Raw genomic sequence first — 14,832 nt, forward strand, 5'->3', positions numbered from 1 at the left:
ACGGTCCGGCGCCACCTACCGCCGGAACCAGGCCTCCGGGCCGTGGTCCAGCGCCTTCGCGATGCGGAGAGTCGAGGTGTCGGTGATGTCCGCGGGCAGCGCGTCGCGCGCGAACCACTGCACGTCGAGGTTCTCGTCGTCCGCGACCCGCGCCTCGCCGGCGACGTACCGGGCGAGGAAGCAGACGTCGAGGTACTGGGTGCGGTCGCCGTTCGGGTAGACGATGGGCTCGGTGACGTCGACACTCGTCAACCGCACGAGCTCGGCCGTCACGCCCGTCTCCTCCAGGATCTCCCGGAGGGCGGCCGGTCCGGGTTCCTCGCCGGGCTCGAGGACGCCGGACACCACCGCCCAGCGCTCGTTGTCCTTGCGACGGGTCAGCAGCAGACGATCGTCGCTGTCGAGCACGACGGCACTGACACCGGAGAGCCAGAGCGGATCGTGACCGATCTTGGCGCGCAGGGTGGTGATGAACTCGGGTATCGGCACTCCCGGAACGCTACCGCCGACGCGTCAGACGTAGCCGTTCAGCGTGTTGGACACGTCGGTGAGGATCGCGCCCGCGGCCACGAGGCCCTCGCCCGACCACACCGTGTCGTCGACGCTGAACACGCGACTGTCCGTCGCGGCGCCGAGGTCCTTCCACGCGTCCGAGTCCATGACCACGGTGCCGCGTTCCAGCCCCGCCTGTCCGTCGAACATGACGTAGATCAGGTCGCCCTCCGCGTCGGACAGATCGTCCTGCGGGAGTGCGCGGGTCTCGCCGAGCTGAGGCCCGGGTCGTCGCACGCCCGCCTGCGCGAGTACCTGCCCCGCGAAGCTGTCGTCGCCGAGCAGCTGTGCGCCGTCGGCGCCGAAGCGCACGAGAGACGCCTCGGTGATGCGGGAGTTCTGCTCGCGGCCCACGGTCTCGGCGCGTGCGCGGTACTGCTCCGTCGCACGGGTGGCGGCGTCGCGCCGACCCATGGCCGCGGCGGCGAGCGTGGACCGTTCGAGCCATGACGACGACGCGCGCGTGAGGACGGTCGGGGCGATGCCGTCGAGTTGCGCGGTGACGGCGGGGTCGAGGGCGTCGCCGCCGATGATGACGTCCGGAGCCAGTGCTCGGATCGCGTCGACGTCGGGGGAGCCCTCGGGTCCGACGCCGGCGATCTCGGCGATGCCGGTGCCGAGGTAGTCCGGGCGCAGCAGGCCGGACGGGGGAGCGATGGGAGCGAGCGGCGCCGTGGGTGCGCCGACGACGCGCTCCCAGGTGCCGACGGCGCACGACGCGTCGAGTGCCGTCATGGTGAGAACCACGACACGTTGCGGATCGGCGGGCACCGTGGTCGCTCGGCCGCTGCCGACGACGAGCCGGGTGTCACCCTGCTGACCGACCGAGTCGACCGGCTGCGGGAGCGCGCACAGGCCGGCGGTGTCACGTTCGATGCCGACCACGCCGGCTCCGGCCACGTTCGTGGTGGTCCGGACGATGGTGGAGGCGTCGTCACTCGAGGTGTCGCCGCAGGCAGAGAGGGCGAGCATCGCGGGAATCGTCGCGAGGGCGACGACCGATCGAGCGTGACGACGAGAGCGATCCGACATGGCCGAGACCTTACGGGCAGCCCGGAAGCCGGTCGCTCGGCGAGTGGCGGGCAGGCCGAGCTCCGGTCGTGGAGGCCTTCGGAAGAGCGCGTCCCGCGGGCCGGAAAATGCGACACCCGGGTGGAAGTACGACACTTCGTAGGACCCGTGCCGCAGTTCGTGTGTCATGGGGTTACGATCCATGGAGCGCACGAATTTCATGCGTCCACCTCGGGCACGGGGAGACGCGCTTTCAGGAGGATCAGTGACTGCCCTAGCGCCCCAGCCAGTCCCCGAGCTGACGGCTTCACGGCCGTACCCGCCCCGTATGGGGCCCAAGGGATCGTTCATCCACAAGATGGTGACGACCACCGATCCGAAGACGCTCGGGATCATGTACATGGTCACGTCGTTCGGCTTCTTCTTGTTCGGTGGCGTCCTCGCACTGCTCATGCGTGCGGAGCTCGCCCTCCCGGGCATGCAGTTCCTGTCGAACGAGCAGTACAACCAGCTCTTCACCATGCACGGCACGATCATGTTGCTGCTGTACGCGACGCCCATCGTGTTCGCGTTCGCCAACTACATCCTCCCGCTGCAGATCGGTGCGCCCGACGTGGCGTTCCCACGTCTGAACGCGTTCAGCTACTGGCTGTACCTGTTCGGCGCACTCATCGCCTCGGCGGGCTTCATCACCCCCGGTGGCGCTGCAGACTTCGGCTGGACGGCCTACACGCCGCTCACCGACGCCGTGCACTCCCCGGGCGTGGGCGCGGACTTCTGGATCATGGGCCTCGCGCTCTCGGGCCTCGGCACCATCCTCGGTGGCGTGAACATGATCACGACGGTCATCTGCCTGCGTGCCCCGGGCATGACCATGTTCCGGATGCCGATCTTCACCTGGAACATCTTCGTGACGATGATCCTCGTGCTGCTCGCCTTCCCGCTGCTCACCGCGGCACTGCTGGGACTGGCGGCCGACCGACACCTGGGTGCGCACCTGTTCGATCCGGCCACGGGCGGTGTGTTGCTGTGGCAGCACCTGTTCTGGTTCTTCGGTCACCCCGAGGTGTACATCATCGCGCTGCCGTTCTTCGGCATCGTGTCGGAGATCTTCCCGGTCTTCTCCCGTAAGCCGCTGTTCGGTTACACGGGCCTGATCTACGCCACCATCGCCATCGCGGCGCTGTCCATCGCAGTGTGGGCTCACCACATGTACGCGACCGGTGCGGTGCTGCTGCCGTTCTTCTCCTTCATGACGTTCCTCATCGCCGTCCCGACGGGTGTGAAGTTCTTCAACTGGATCGGCACGATGTGGAAGGGCCAGCTGACGTTCGAGACGCCGATGCTGTTCTCGGTCGGCTTCCTGGTCACGTTCCTCTTCGGTGGTCTGTCCGGTGTGCTGCTCGCCAGCCCGCCCATCGACTTCCACGTCACCGACTCCTACTTCGTGGTGGCGCACTTCCACTACGTGCTGTTCGGCACGATCGTGTTCGCGACCTACGCCGGTATCTACTTCTGGTTCCCGAAGATGACGGGCCGGATGATGGACGAGGCTCTCGGCAAGTGGCACTTCTGGGCCACCTTCGTCGGCTTCCACGCCACGTTCCTGGTGCAGCACTGGCTCGGCGCCGAGGGATTCCCGCGTCGCTATGCGGACTACCTCCCGTCCGACGGCTTCACGGTGCTCAACTCCATCTCGACGGTCGGTGCCTTCGTCCTCGGCGCCTCGACGCTGCCGTTCCTCTGGAACGTCTTCAAGAGCTACCGCTACGGCGAGGTCGTCACGGTCGACGATCCGTGGGGCTACGGCAACTCCTTGGAGTGGGCCACCAGCTGCCCGCCGCCGCGCCACAACTTCGTGGAGCTCCCGCGCATCCGCTCCGAGCGCCCCGCGTTCGAGCTGCACTACCCGCACATGGTCGAACGCATGCGAGACGAAGCGCATGTGGGACCGGGCCACGGTGGAGGCAAGACCACCGAGGTGCTCGAGCAGGCACGCCGCGCGCCGATCGCGACCAGCGATCACGAAGGTTCGGGCGACCGCGACAAGTAGTCCTCTCGTTCCACGACCGTTCCAGCGACGAGCCCCTCTCCTCACGGTGAGGGGCTTTTCGTGTGACAAGGAGATACCTCGATGGTGGAGACACCACCCGCCCCGACGTCCGTGCTCGTGACGGTCACCGGCGGTGACAAGCCCGGTGTCACATCCGTGCTCTTCGCCTCGCTGGCGCGACACGACGTCAGCGTCGTGGACGTGGAGCAGGTGGTCATTCGCGGTCGCCTGACGCTCGGTGTCCTGGGCAGTTGCCCCGGGGACGTCGAGAGCCTGCAGGAGCACCTCGAGGAGGCCATGGGCACCGTGGGTGTCCACGTCGACGTCGAGGTCGGGGGAGCGCACGGTCGTTCGCCCCTCTCCACCCATGTCGTCGTCGTGCTGGGACGGCCCGTCACCGCGCGAGCCATCAGCGTGCTGTCGAGCGAACTCGCGCGACAGGGCGCCAACATCGACTCGATCCGCGGTATCGCCGACTACCCGGTGACGGGACTCGAGCTGTTGGTCTCGGCCCGTCCGCAGGAGGAGGGCGGGCTGTCGAGCGACGAGGCCGACGAGGCGTTGCGGTCGGCGCTCGCGACCGTGGCCGCCGGAGTCGGTATCGACGTCGCCGTCGAACGGTCCGGACTGGCTCGTCGAGCGAAGCGTCTCATCGTGTTCGACGTCGACTCGACGCTGGTGCAGGGCGAGGTCATCGAGATGCTCGCGGCGCGGGCCGGAGTCGAGGACGAGGTCCGAGCCGTCACCGAGGCGGCCATGCGAGGCGAGATCGACTTCGCGGAGTCACTGCACCGTCGAGTCGCGACTCTCGCCGGGTTGGACGCATCGGTCATCGACGACGTCGCCGAGGATCTCGAGCTCACGCCGGGCGCGCGCACCACGATTCGGACGTTGCGACGGCTCGGCTATCACTGCGGCGTCGTGTCGGGCGGTTTCCGACAGGTGATCGAGGGTCTCGCACACGAACTCGAGCTCGATTTCGTCAAGGCGAACACCTTGGAGATCGTCGACGGCAAGCTCACCGGCCGTGTGATCGGTGACGTCGTCGATCGTGCGGCGAAGGCGGTGGCGCTGCGCCAGTTCGCCTCGCAGGTCGGCGTGCCGATGGAGCAGACGGTGGCCGTCGGCGACGGTGCCAACGACATCGACATGCTCACCGCGGCGGGTCTCGGCATCGCCTTCAACGCGAAACCGGCGTTGCGCGAGGTCGCGGACGCCGCGCTCTCGTACCCGTTCCTCGACGCACTGCTCTTCGTCCTCGGTGTCACTCGCAGTGAGATCGAGGCCGCCGACTCCCTCGACGGTGGGGTTCGCCGCATCCCCATCCCGTGATCGACGAGAGTCCGGGCGAGGACGTCCGGCCGTCCACCCTCGAGGAGCGCCACGCGCTGCTCGTGGACGGGACGAGTGCGGCCGGTTCCTACGGCTCGCGAGTCGATCCGCCCGATCCGGCCGACGTGCGCGCGATGCCGCTGGTGCTCCACATCCCCAAGGTCGATCCGCCGGCCCGGTCCGACCTGCTGGCCGCGGCGGCGTCCGCGACGCTGCAGGTGTGCCTGGACGAGCGCATCGCCCCGGGCGGTCCCTGGCACGAGGAGTACACGGCGTGGCTGGGTGCGCGGATCCGCAAGGTGTCCCGTCGCGCGCGGGGCACGCAGTGGACGGCGGCGCAGGACGTGGACGGCGTGACCGTCGACGTGGGCGGGGCGTCGGCTCGGGCCTACGTGCCGTGCCGTGTGGGTGATCTGGACCCGAGGCTGCGCAAGCTCCAGGTGGGAGGCACCGACCTGCCGGCCGACGACCCGGGATCGCACGCCGAGGGTGCCGTGCGGCTCTGGGTGGACGCGGAGCTCGAGATGACCGTCGGCAAGACCGCCGCCCAGGTGGGACACGCCGTGATGCTCGCTGCCGGTGCCATGACGGTCGAGGACGTCCGGGCGTGGCAGGACGCGCAGTGGGCCGTCAGCGTCCGTGATGCCGATGCCGAGACCTGGTCTCGCCTCGTGGCCGAGTGCGAGCGCGGCACCGCCGTCGGCGTGCGGGACGCGGGCTACACGGAGGTCGCCCCCGGGTCGATGACCGTGATCGCCGAGCTGGACGTCCCGCGCACCGCCTGAGTCAGGACGGGATCGTCGAGATGTAGACGAGCACGATCGGACCGGCCACTCGGACGGTGCTTCCCGCGGTGACGGGCGACGCGTCCACCGGTCGACCGTCGGGTGTCGCGGAGTCGAAGACGGGAACGTAACCGGGAGCCTCGTTCGGCCCGTGTCGACGGTGATCGGGGAGGACGATGTTCGCGTCGCCTCCCGAGTGCACCACCAGCAGAGCCGAATCGAAGGTCTCCGCCTCGACCCCTGCGTGTCGGAGCGCGGGGATGCGCACGTCGGATCCGTCGACCCAGGCCTGCAGGGTCCGGGCGTGATCGTCGTTCCACCGATCGCCGACGATCTCGGCCCCGTCGTGGTCGAACCACATGAGATCCGGTTCGCCGCTGGGTGTGTCACGACCGGCGAAGAACTCCTGTTGGCGCAGAACGGGTGCCGATCGACGCAGCCGCAGTGCTCGTCCCAGAGTCGCCGTCAGGGCGTCGTCCCGTCTCGACCAGTCGATCGCGTGCGCATCCGCGGCCGATGTTCCCTGCGGCACGCAGTAGGCATTGTTGTTGCCGTGCTGCGTGTGTCCCAGTTCGTCGCCGGCCAGGAACATGGGTGTCCCGGTGGACAGGGCCAGGGTCGACAGCAGCGCACGCACGTGTCGATCGCGCGCCGCGAGCACGGCGGGGTCCTCGGTCTCGCCCTCGACGCCGTGATTCACCGAGAGGTTGTTGTCGGTGCCGTCGCGGTTGGACTCGCCGTTGGCCTCGTTGTGCTTGGCGGTGTAGGACACCAGGTCTCGCGCGGTGAAGCCGTCGTGAGCGGTGACGAAGTTGACGGACGCCCACGGCCTGCGTCCGGTCGGCGCGAACAGATCCTCGGATCCCGCGAGGCGGGACGCCAGCTCACGCACACCGCCGTGCCCGGCGAAGAAGCGGCGCAGCGTGTCTCGGTAGCGGTCGTTCCACTCGCTCCACACGCCGCCGAACCCGCCGACCTGGTACCCGGGCCCGGTCGCGTCCCACGGCTCGGCGATCAGCTTGGCGCGGCACAGGATCGGGTCGGCCGCGATGGCGCTCAACATCGGGGCGTGCGGATCGAAGCGCCATCCGCCCGGCCTGCCCAGAGTGCTGGCGAGATCGAAGCGGAAGCCGTCGACCCCCAGTTCGGTGACCCAGTACCGCAACGAGTCGCAGACCATCCGGACGACGGCCGGGGACGCGGCGTCGACGGTGTTGCCGCATCCCGTCAGATCGATGTCGTGACCGCGGGCGTCCAGCAGGTAGTACCCGCGCGCGTCCAGGCCGCGCCACGAGAGGGAGGGGCCGTCGACACCGCCCTCGCAGGTGTGGTTGTAGACGACGTCGAGGATCACCTCGATACCCGCCTCGTGCAGCGTGTCCACCATCGTGCGGAACTCGGTGACCTCGGCGCCGGGGACCGAGGCGTACGACGGTTCGACGGCGAAGTACGAACCGGTGCTGTAGCCCCAGTGGTTGCGCATCCCTCGGGCGCGCACACCGGGTTCGGTGAGGCACGCGTGCACCGGAAGCAGTTCCACCGCCGTCACGCCCAGCGTACGAAGGTGCTCGAGCACCGCAGGGTGAACGAGTCCGAGGTAGGTGCCGCGCAGATTCTCGGGGACGTCCGGATGGGCGCCGGTGAACGACCCGATGTGCACCTCGTACACGACGGTGCGGTCCCAGTCGGTCTCGAGTCGCGGTGCGTCCGAGGCCGGCAGGGGAGCGGTGACCACCGCAAGGGGAGCGTGTCCCAGCGAGTCGACAGTCGACTGCGGTCCGAACGGGTCGTCGCGATACGGCAGGAGGGCTCGCGCGTCGCCGAGGCTGCCGACGATGCGCCGTGCGTAGGGGTCGAGAAGGATCTTGTGCGGATCGAACCGGTGACCGGCCTCGGGATTCCACGGTCCGGAGACGCGGTAGCCGTAGACGGATCCGACGCCGGCCTCGGCGACCACACCGTGCCAGATGCCGTACGTGCGCTGGGTGAGGAGGTGACGCGACTCCCGTGAGTCGGGGCCCGACCCGTCCACCAGACACACCTCGACGGCGTGCGCGTCGGGTGCGTGCACGGCGAAGCAGACGCCGCCCTCCACGGGGTGGGCGCCCAGCGGGAAGGGCCTGCCCGACGCGGCGGCGGACTTCGGTGAGTTCTGTTCGTGCGACACGCGTGCTGATCCTGCCGTGGATGCACCCCGCGCGTGCGGGAAGATGGAAGGCGTGTCCTCTCCTGACCCAGACCTGCTCGTCGAACTCGCCGATGTCTCCGTCGTCCGCGGAGGGACGACCCTCGTCGGCCCCGTCTCCTGGAACGTGGAGCTGGACGAGCGGTGGGTGGTCCTCGGACCGAACGGTGCGGGCAAGACCACGCTGCTGCGCGTCGCCGCGGCGGAGATCTACCCGACCTCCGGCACCGCGCACGTGCTCGGCGAGACGCTCGGGCACGTCGACATCTCGGAACTCAAGCCGCGCATCGGCCTGTCGTCCTCTGCTCTCGCCGGACGCATCCCGTCCGACGAGGTGGTGGCCGATCTGGTCGTGTCGGCGGGGTACGCGGTGCTCGGTCGCTGGCGTGAGAAGTACGACGAGGTGGACGACGAGCGTGCGGTCGACATGCTCGAGACGGCCGGTATCGAGCATCTCGCTCGCCGGACCTTCGGGACGCTGTCCGAGGGCGAACGCAAGCGTGTCCTGATCGCCCGCGCTCTGATGACGGACCCCGAGTTGCTGCTGCTCGACGAGCCGGCCGCGGGTCTCGACCTCGGAGGCCGCGAGGATCTCGTCGCCATCCTCACCGACCTCGCACTCGACCCCGACGCCCCCGCGACGGTGCTGATCACGCACCACGTGGAGGAGATCCCACCGGGCTTCACCCACGCGATGCTGCTCAAGGAGGGCGGAGTCGTGGCGCAGGGTCTCATCGACGACGTCATCACGGAGGAGAATTTGTCCACCGCGTTCAGTCAGGCCATCGCCCTCGAGCGCACCGACGGGCGCTTCTTCGCGCGGCGCAAGCGGTCGCGGTCGTCCCATCGGCGAGCGCGGTGACCGAACCGGTCGCGCTGCGGGACGCCTCCACCGTCATCCTGCTGCGCGATGCGCCGGCAGGGCTCGAGGTCTTCCTGCAGCGGCGAGTCGGACGGATGGCGTTCGCCGCCGGCATGACGGTCTTCCCGGGTGGCGGTGTGGATCCGACCGATCGCACGCCCGCGGACGGGGAGGACCGGTGGGCCGGCCCGTCACCCGCGTGGTGGGCGGCACGGTTCGGCACCGACGACGACGCCGCGGCGCGGGCCCTGGTGCTCGCCGCGGTGCGCGAGACCTTCGAGGAGTGCGGCGTCCTGTTCGCCGGGCCCGACGCGCACACCGTCGTCGCGGACACGTCCGATCACGCCGACCGGCGTCGTGCCGTCGAGAAGCACGAGATCTCGTTCGGTGAGTTCCTGGCCGAGACCCGCCTGGTGGTGCGCTCCGATCTGCTGCGCCCGCACGCCCGTTGGATCACGCCCGAGGGCGAGACGACCCGTCGGTACGACACCCGCTTCTTCGTCGCGGCGCTCCCGTCCGGGCAACGTCCCGACGGCGAGACGTCCGAGGCCGTCGACGCCGCGTGGGTGCGGCCCGCGGATGCCCTCGACGAGTTCCGTCGCGGCGACCGCATGCTGATGCCGCCCACCTGGGCGTGCCTGCGGCATCTCGCCGGTCACGGGTCGGTGGCCGAGGCCATGGCCGCAGAGGCCGATCTGGCGCCGGTGCAGCCCGTCATCAGCGGATCGGGTGGATCCGTGCGGGTGAACTTCGACGGCGCCGACGAGTATCGCGCCGACCTCCCCCCACGCGCCGAGCGGACGTCGAACAGCTAGCGTGCTGGCCATGGCTGAATTCGTGACTCTCGACGTGACCGACGGCATCGGCACCATCCGGCTCTCCCGGCCGCCGATGAACGCCCTGAACCGCCAGGTGCAGGGCGAGCTCCTCGAGGTCTCGCGGGCCGCCGCCGAGGATCCGGACGTCAAGGCGGTCATCGTGTACGGCGGTGAGAAGGTGTTCGCCGCCGGCGCGGACATCAAGGAGATGGCGGAGATGTCCGCGGGCCAGATGACCGACGCGATCGGCGCTCTGCAGGCCGGTCTCGGAGCGATCGCGTCCATCCCGAAGCCCACCGTCGCCGCCATCACCGGATACGCCCTCGGCGGCGGTCTGGAGGTGGCCCTCGGTGCCGATCGCCGCATCGCGGGCGACAACGCGAAGCTCGGCGTCCCCGAGGTGCTGCTCGGCGTCATTCCCGGCGGTGGCGGCACCCAGCGGCTCGCCCGGCTGATCGGCCCGAGCCGCGCGAAGGATATGGTGTTCACCGGCCGTTTCGTCGGGGCCGAGGAGGCGCTCGCCGTCGGTCTCGTGGACGAGGTGGTGGCCCCCGATGCCGTGTACGAGGCGGCGCGCACGTGGGCGGGTCAGTTCGTCCGCGGTGCCTCGCGCGCCCTCGCCGCAGCCAAGGCGGCCATCGACGAGGGTCTGGACACCGACCTCGCGACTGGCCTGAAGATCGAGGCGCACGTCTTCGCCTCGCTGTTCGGTACCGAGGACCGCGCGATCGGCATGGCGTCGTTCCTCGAGAACGGCCCGGGCAAGGCCGACTTCACCGGCAACTAGCCTCCCGCACTCGTTCAGATAGGGTTCCCTTCCATGACCGCTCGTGAACCGCACACCGACACCGCCGCCTCGACCGCACCGTCGGATCCGGCGCCGCGCCCGCACGCGAGTGCCGAGGAAGTGCAGGCCGCACGGTCGGACACCAAGCTGGCCCAGGTGCTTTACCACGACTGGGAAGCGGAGACCTACGACGACAAGTGGTCGATCTCCTACGACCAGCGCTGCATCGACTACGCCCGCGGCCGTTTCGACGCGGTCGCCGGATCCGAGACCCTGCCGTACGGTCGCGCGCTGGAACTGGGCTGCGGTACCGGCTTCTTCCTGCTCAACCTCATGCAGAGCGGCGTCGCCGCGACCGGGTCGGTCACGGACCTGTCGCCGGGCATGGTCAAGGTCGCGCTGCGCAACGCCGAGAACCTGGGCCTCGACGTGGACGGCCGCGTCGCCGATGCCGAGACCATCCCGTACGAGGACGACACGTTCGATCTCGTCGTGGGTCACGCAGTGCTGCACCACATCCCGGACGTGGAGCAGTCGCTGCGCGAGGTATTGCGCGTGCTCAAGCCCGGCGGTCGGTTCGTGTTCGCGGGCGAGCCCACGACGGTCGGCAACTTCTACGCGCGCTGGCTGGGGCGTCTCACGTGGGAGGCCACCACCCGCACGACGCGGTTGCCGTTCCTCGCGGACTGGCGTCGCCCGCAGCAGGAGCTGGACGAGTCGTCCCGTGCCGCGGCACTCGAGGCCGTCGTCGATCTGCACACCTTCGACCCGACGGAGCTCGAGAACATCGCCGTCGCCGCGGGTGCGGACGATGTGCAGGCCAAGACCGAGGAGTTCGCCGCAGCGCTGCTGGGCTGGCCGGTCCGCACCTTCGAGGCGGCGGTGCCGGCGGAGAAGCTGGGTTGGGGCTGGGCGAGGTTCGCGTTCAACGGCTGGAAGTCACTGTCCTGGCTCGACGAGAACGTGCTGCATCACGTCGTGCCCCGGGGCTACTTCTACAACGTGATGATCACGGGCACGAAGCCGGACACCGGCGCGCTCTGACGCGTCGGTGGGATACTCGTTCGACCTCGACGACGTCGAGTACCTGGCCGGGGCGTCCGACGCGCTGGCCGCCGTCGGTGACCGTGCGCTGACGCCGGCCACGCTGGTCTCGGACATCGGCCGGATCCGCAGCGCCTTCGGTGACCGCGCCGCCGCGCTGATCGAGACGGTCACCCTGCGTCGCAAGGCCGCGACCAAGCTGCCGTTCGCGGGAACGTGGTTGGTCACCGACGACGCGGTGCAGCAGGCCACCACCGAACAGGTGTCCCGGCACCGGGCCGAGCGGCTGCGCGGACGTCGAATCCACGACGTCACCTGCTCGATCGGCACCGAACTGCACACCCTGCACTCGGTCGCGGACATCGTGGTGGGCAGCGATCTCGATCCGGTGCGGTTGGCCATGGCACGACACAACGTTCCCGACGTGACCGTGCTGCGTGCCGACGCGGTGGTCCCCACCACGCGCGGCACCGTAGTCGTCGCCGACCCCGGCCGCCGCGCCGGCGGCCGCCGCCGTCACGACCCCGCAGCCCTCGAGCCCCCGCTTCCGGACCTCCTCGACGCCTATGCCGGCCGCGATCTGGTGGTCAAGTGCGCACCAGGTCTCGACGTCGACCGTCTCGACCTCGCGAGCCGACACACGCGGGCCGAGGTCGAACTGGTCTCCCTCGACGGCGCCGTCCGCGAGGCGTGCCTCTGGCTGGGGGAGGTGGCGGACCCCGCTGTGCGTCGCCGTGCGACGGTGCTCCGGTCGGACGGTTCCGCGTGGGAGGTGACGGACGCCGACTCGGACGCCATCGACGACGATCGCGCCCCGGGCAGGTACATCGTCGATCCCGACGGCGCCGTCGTGCGGGCCGGTCTCGTCCGCCACTACGCCGCGAGACACGGACTGTGGCAACTGGATTTGCGCATCGCGCACCTCACGGGAGACGCGATACCGGAGGGGACGACGGGTTTCGAGATCCTCGACAGGTTGCCCTTCACCGAGAAGGTGTTGCGCAAGCGGCTCGCGGAGCTGGGATGCGGGTCGCTCGAGATTCTCGTCCGCGGCATCGACGTCGATCCTGCGTTGCTGCGCCCCCGGCTCGATCTCCGGGGCACCGTGCCGCTGGGGCTCGTGATCACCCGGATCGGGCGCTCGGGGGTGGCCTTCGTGTGCGGGCCGCGCACCGGGCCTCAGCGGAACGAGTAGAGGGATCCCAGCGCGGTCGGGACGACCACCTCGCCGTCCGAGCCGACGACGACTCCGGGGCTGTAGCCCTCGGCGCCGGGGAGTGCGTCGGTGTCGACCGTCTCCCCGGTGGCCGTGTCGAACGTGACGAGCGAGAGTTCGTCACCCCCGGCGACCGTGTACCCCGTACTGCCACTGGTGAGAGCGGACGAACCGCGGGTCACGAGATCCGGCCGCTCCCAGACGGTCTCGGGGCGGTCGCCGGCGTCGCGGATCGCCCGCAGATGCGAGCCCGCGCCGCCCGCGGGGACGATGGTGCCGTCCGCGCCGACGGACACACTGCCCGCTGCGCGGTCGCCCACGAAGTAGGACCAGATCTCGGAACCGTCCTCGGTGGAGTACGCCCGGACGGTGCCCTCGACGTCCGTGAGGTACACACGGTCACCGTCGGGTGACACCACGGGGCTCGACGTCACGGCGGCGGGAAGCAGGGGCGACGACCACGCCTCGGTGAGGCCGGGGGAGTCGCCGCCGGTGTAGGACAGCGCAACGAGCTGGGGAGCGATGGCGCCGTCGCGCCACAGGACGAGGTAGACGGTCGACGACGTCAGGTCGACGGCCGGGGCTGCACCGACAGCGCACTCCGGCCCACCGCCGAGGCAGGCCAGCAGACCGTCGTCCGCGGGGCGCAGAGTCGTGTTCGGCGCGTCCAACGGGGTGGGGTTCGGAATCAGGTCGAGGACGGGTGCGACCGCGTTTCCGGTCTGGTTGCTCAGCACGTTGATCTGACCGAACTGGGTGACGACGAGGACGTTGCCGTCCGGCAGGAACTGCGGGGTACGCGGTACCCCGTAGACCGGTGTGCGCCAGCGCAGTTGGCCGTTCTGATTGATCGAGCTCATGCCGCCGTCATCGCCGGCGTAGAGGTTGGACGCCGAGTCCGACACCGCTGTCGACGAGATGCCCGACGGCCCGAGTGAATTGCAGAACCGCTTGCGCCCGGTCTCGCCCTGGAACGATCCGAGCGCACAACCCGCGTCCCCGGTCATCGTGACCGTGATCTGACCGTTGGGCGCGACGGAGGGGCGGGTGTACGTCGGGGCCCCGAGCGGGCGGGTCCAGTCGAGCGAGAGCGATCGTGAGCCTTCTGTCGTCACCGACGCGGAGTTGTGGGCGTCGGCGAGACCGCCGCGCCATCCCTCGTCGCCCAGGATGTCGATGGGCCCCGAGTCGCTGCCACAGGACGCCAGAGCGAGGGCGCCGACCGCGAGAAGGGCGGCACCGGCTCGACGAGTGCGCACCGAGGTACGCGGGTTCTCGTCGTGCATGCACTCTCCTGATGTCGGGTGATCGGCTCGCACGAGACTAACGGCTGAAACGATGCGTCACGGTTCCGACCCCCTGGCCCCTGGCCACCCTGACCCCTGACCCCCTACGGTCGGCCCTCGGGTTCCCTGCGGCGGCGCCGACAGTAATGTGCCGCCCATGACCAGTATGTGGAACGCGCCGTTGCGCACCCGGTGGCGAGGATCGCGTCGACGTGACCCCGACCAGGCGCGCTTCCTCACGGTCGCGTCGCTGCGCTGGGTGATCGACCACAAGGCGTACACGCCCTGGTACCTGGTGCGGTACTACCGCCTCGCGCGCTTCAAGGCCGCCAACCCGCACGTGGTGCTGCGCGGCATGGTGTTCCTCGGCAAGAACGTCGAGATCCACGCGACGCCCGAGCTGGCGCGACTCGAGATCGGCCGCTGGGTGCACATCGGGGACGGCAATGCCATCCGTTGTCACGAAGGGTCGCTGCGCATCGGAGACAAGGTGGTGTTCGGCAAGGACAACGTCGTCAACACCTATCTCGACATCGAGATCGGATCGTCCACTCTGGTCGCCGACTGGTGCTACATCTGCGATTTCGATCATCGGACCGAGGACATCACGATGCCGATCAAGGATCAGGGCATCGTGAAGTCGCCCGTCCGGATCGGACCCGACACGTGGATCGCCGCCAAGGTGACCGTGCTGCGGGAGACCGTCGTCGGTCGTGGCTGTGTCCTGGGCGCGCACGCCGTGGTCAAGGGACACGTGCCCGACTACGGGATCGCGGTCGGCGCACCCGCACGAGTGGTCCGGAACCGTCGCGCCGACTGGGAGGCCGGCGCGGAGGACCGCGCGGCGTACGTCGCCGCCCTGGAGGACATCGCCCGCAAGAAGTCGCTCGGGAGCGAGTGA

The 14,832-nt window shown here is 69.6% G+C and carries 13 protein-coding genes; 9 read left to right on the forward strand and 4 right to left on the reverse strand.

From position 1 onward, the window contains the following. Positions 1-15 precede the first annotated feature (15 nt). Together HQ325_RS19205 and HQ325_RS19210 are read right to left on the reverse strand one after the other, a co-directional pair. Positions 16-489, reverse strand: a complete 474-nt coding sequence (locus HQ325_RS19205; RefSeq protein ID WP_222631801.1) for an NUDIX domain-containing protein — start codon at positions 487-489, stop codon at positions 16-18. A 24-nt stretch (positions 490-513) separates the two neighbouring features. Beyond that, complete coding sequence (locus HQ325_RS19210) at positions 514-1,584, reverse strand: ABC transporter substrate-binding protein (protein ID WP_222631802.1); 1,071 nt, start codon at positions 1,582-1,584, stop codon at positions 514-516. A 244-nt stretch (positions 1,585-1,828) separates the two neighbouring features. Between HQ325_RS19210 and ctaD the strand changes: the two genes are divergently transcribed. From ctaD to HQ325_RS19225, 3 genes are all read left to right on the forward strand, one after another. Next, positions 1,829-3,616: a cytochrome c oxidase subunit I gene (ctaD, locus tag HQ325_RS19215; protein ID WP_027507042.1), complete on the forward strand. Its 1,788-nt coding sequence runs from the start codon at positions 1,829-1,831 to the stop codon at positions 3,614-3,616. An 81-nt stretch (positions 3,617-3,697) separates the two neighbouring features. Next, on the forward strand, positions 3,698-4,948 hold the full coding sequence (gene serB / locus HQ325_RS19220; RefSeq protein WP_222631803.1) for a phosphoserine phosphatase SerB: 1,251 nt from the start codon (positions 3,698-3,700) through the stop codon (positions 4,946-4,948). Continuing rightward, a complete protein-coding gene (locus tag HQ325_RS19225; protein WP_374107244.1) occupies positions 4,945-5,733 on the forward strand; it encodes a peptidyl-tRNA hydrolase in 789 nt (262 codons plus the stop codon). The genes serB and HQ325_RS19225 overlap by 4 nt, the downstream gene beginning before the upstream one ends. 1 nt (position 5,734) lies before the next feature. Here the strand turns inward: HQ325_RS19225 and glgX are convergent, their stop codons facing one another. Further along, positions 5,735-7,900 carry a glycogen debranching protein GlgX gene (glgX, locus tag HQ325_RS19230; RefSeq protein WP_222631805.1) on the reverse strand — a complete coding sequence of 722 codons (2,166 nt, stop codon included), beginning with the start codon at positions 7,898-7,900 and terminating at the stop codon, positions 5,735-5,737. 43 nt (positions 7,901-7,943) lie between these two features. Between glgX and HQ325_RS19235 the strand changes: the two genes are divergently transcribed. Genes HQ325_RS19235 through HQ325_RS19255 form a run of 5 tightly spaced genes read left to right on the forward strand, consistent with a single transcriptional unit; the run spans position 7,944 to position 12,624 of the window. Then, positions 7,944-8,780 (forward strand): ABC transporter ATP-binding protein, encoded by an 837-nt coding sequence (locus HQ325_RS19235; protein WP_027507055.1) that lies wholly within the window; start codon positions 7,944-7,946, stop codon positions 8,778-8,780. Next, positions 8,777-9,595: an NUDIX hydrolase gene (locus HQ325_RS19240; RefSeq protein WP_222631807.1), complete on the forward strand. Its 819-nt coding sequence runs from the start codon at positions 8,777-8,779 to the stop codon at positions 9,593-9,595. Before HQ325_RS19235 ends, HQ325_RS19240 begins: the two co-directional genes overlap by 4 nt. A 10-nt stretch (positions 9,596-9,605) precedes the next feature. Continuing rightward, complete coding sequence (locus HQ325_RS19245) at positions 9,606-10,385, forward strand: enoyl-CoA hydratase/isomerase family protein (RefSeq protein WP_056446209.1); 780 nt, start codon at positions 9,606-9,608, stop codon at positions 10,383-10,385. 33 nt (positions 10,386-10,418) lie between these two features. Next, a complete protein-coding gene (locus HQ325_RS19250) occupies positions 10,419-11,429 on the forward strand; it encodes a class I SAM-dependent methyltransferase (protein WP_222631809.1) in 1,011 nt (336 codons plus the stop codon). Between the two features lie 7 nt (positions 11,430-11,436). Beyond that, a complete protein-coding gene (locus tag HQ325_RS19255) occupies positions 11,437-12,624 on the forward strand; it encodes a class I SAM-dependent methyltransferase (protein WP_222631811.1) in 1,188 nt (395 codons plus the stop codon). Here the strand turns inward: HQ325_RS19255 and HQ325_RS19260 are convergent. Then, complete coding sequence (locus HQ325_RS19260; protein ID WP_222631813.1) at positions 12,609-13,931, reverse strand: PQQ-binding-like beta-propeller repeat protein; 1,323 nt, start codon at positions 13,929-13,931, stop codon at positions 12,609-12,611. The two genes, HQ325_RS19255 and HQ325_RS19260, sit on opposite strands and share 16 nt — an antisense overlap. A gap of 157 nt (positions 13,932-14,088) precedes the next feature. On the opposite strand from HQ325_RS19260, the gene HQ325_RS19265 reads away from it, so the two are divergent. Further along, the gene (locus HQ325_RS19265) at positions 14,089-14,832 is read left to right on the forward strand and encodes an acyltransferase (RefSeq protein ID WP_222631815.1); all 744 of its coding nucleotides are present in this window, start codon (positions 14,089-14,091) and stop codon (positions 14,830-14,832) included.

The sequence above is a fragment of the Rhodococcus sp. BP-349 genome (genome assembly GCF_019835845.1).
GTDB lineage: Bacteria > Actinomycetota > Actinomycetes > Mycobacteriales > Mycobacteriaceae > Rhodococcoides.

Coding starts and splice junctions, on each gene's coding strand:
- HQ325_RS19210 (WP_222631802.1), bottom strand. CDS start 1,584: ATGTCGGATCGCTCTCGTCGTCACGCTCGATCGGTCGTCGCCCTCGCG.
- serB (WP_222631803.1), top strand. CDS start 3,698: ATGGTGGAGACACCACCCGCCCCGACGTCCGTGCTCGTGACGGTCACC.
- HQ325_RS19235 (WP_027507055.1), top strand. CDS start 7,944: ATGGAAGGCGTGTCCTCTCCTGACCCAGACCTGCTCGTCGAACTCGCC.
- HQ325_RS19245 (WP_056446209.1), top strand. CDS start 9,606: ATGGCTGAATTCGTGACTCTCGACGTGACCGACGGCATCGGCACCATC.
- HQ325_RS19250 (WP_222631809.1), top strand. CDS start 10,419: ATGACCGCTCGTGAACCGCACACCGACACCGCCGCCTCGACCGCACCG.
- HQ325_RS19260 (WP_222631813.1), bottom strand. CDS start 13,931: ATGCACGACGAGAACCCGCGTACCTCGGTGCGCACTCGTCGAGCCGGT.
- HQ325_RS19265 (WP_222631815.1), top strand. CDS start 14,089: ATGACCAGTATGTGGAACGCGCCGTTGCGCACCCGGTGGCGAGGATCG.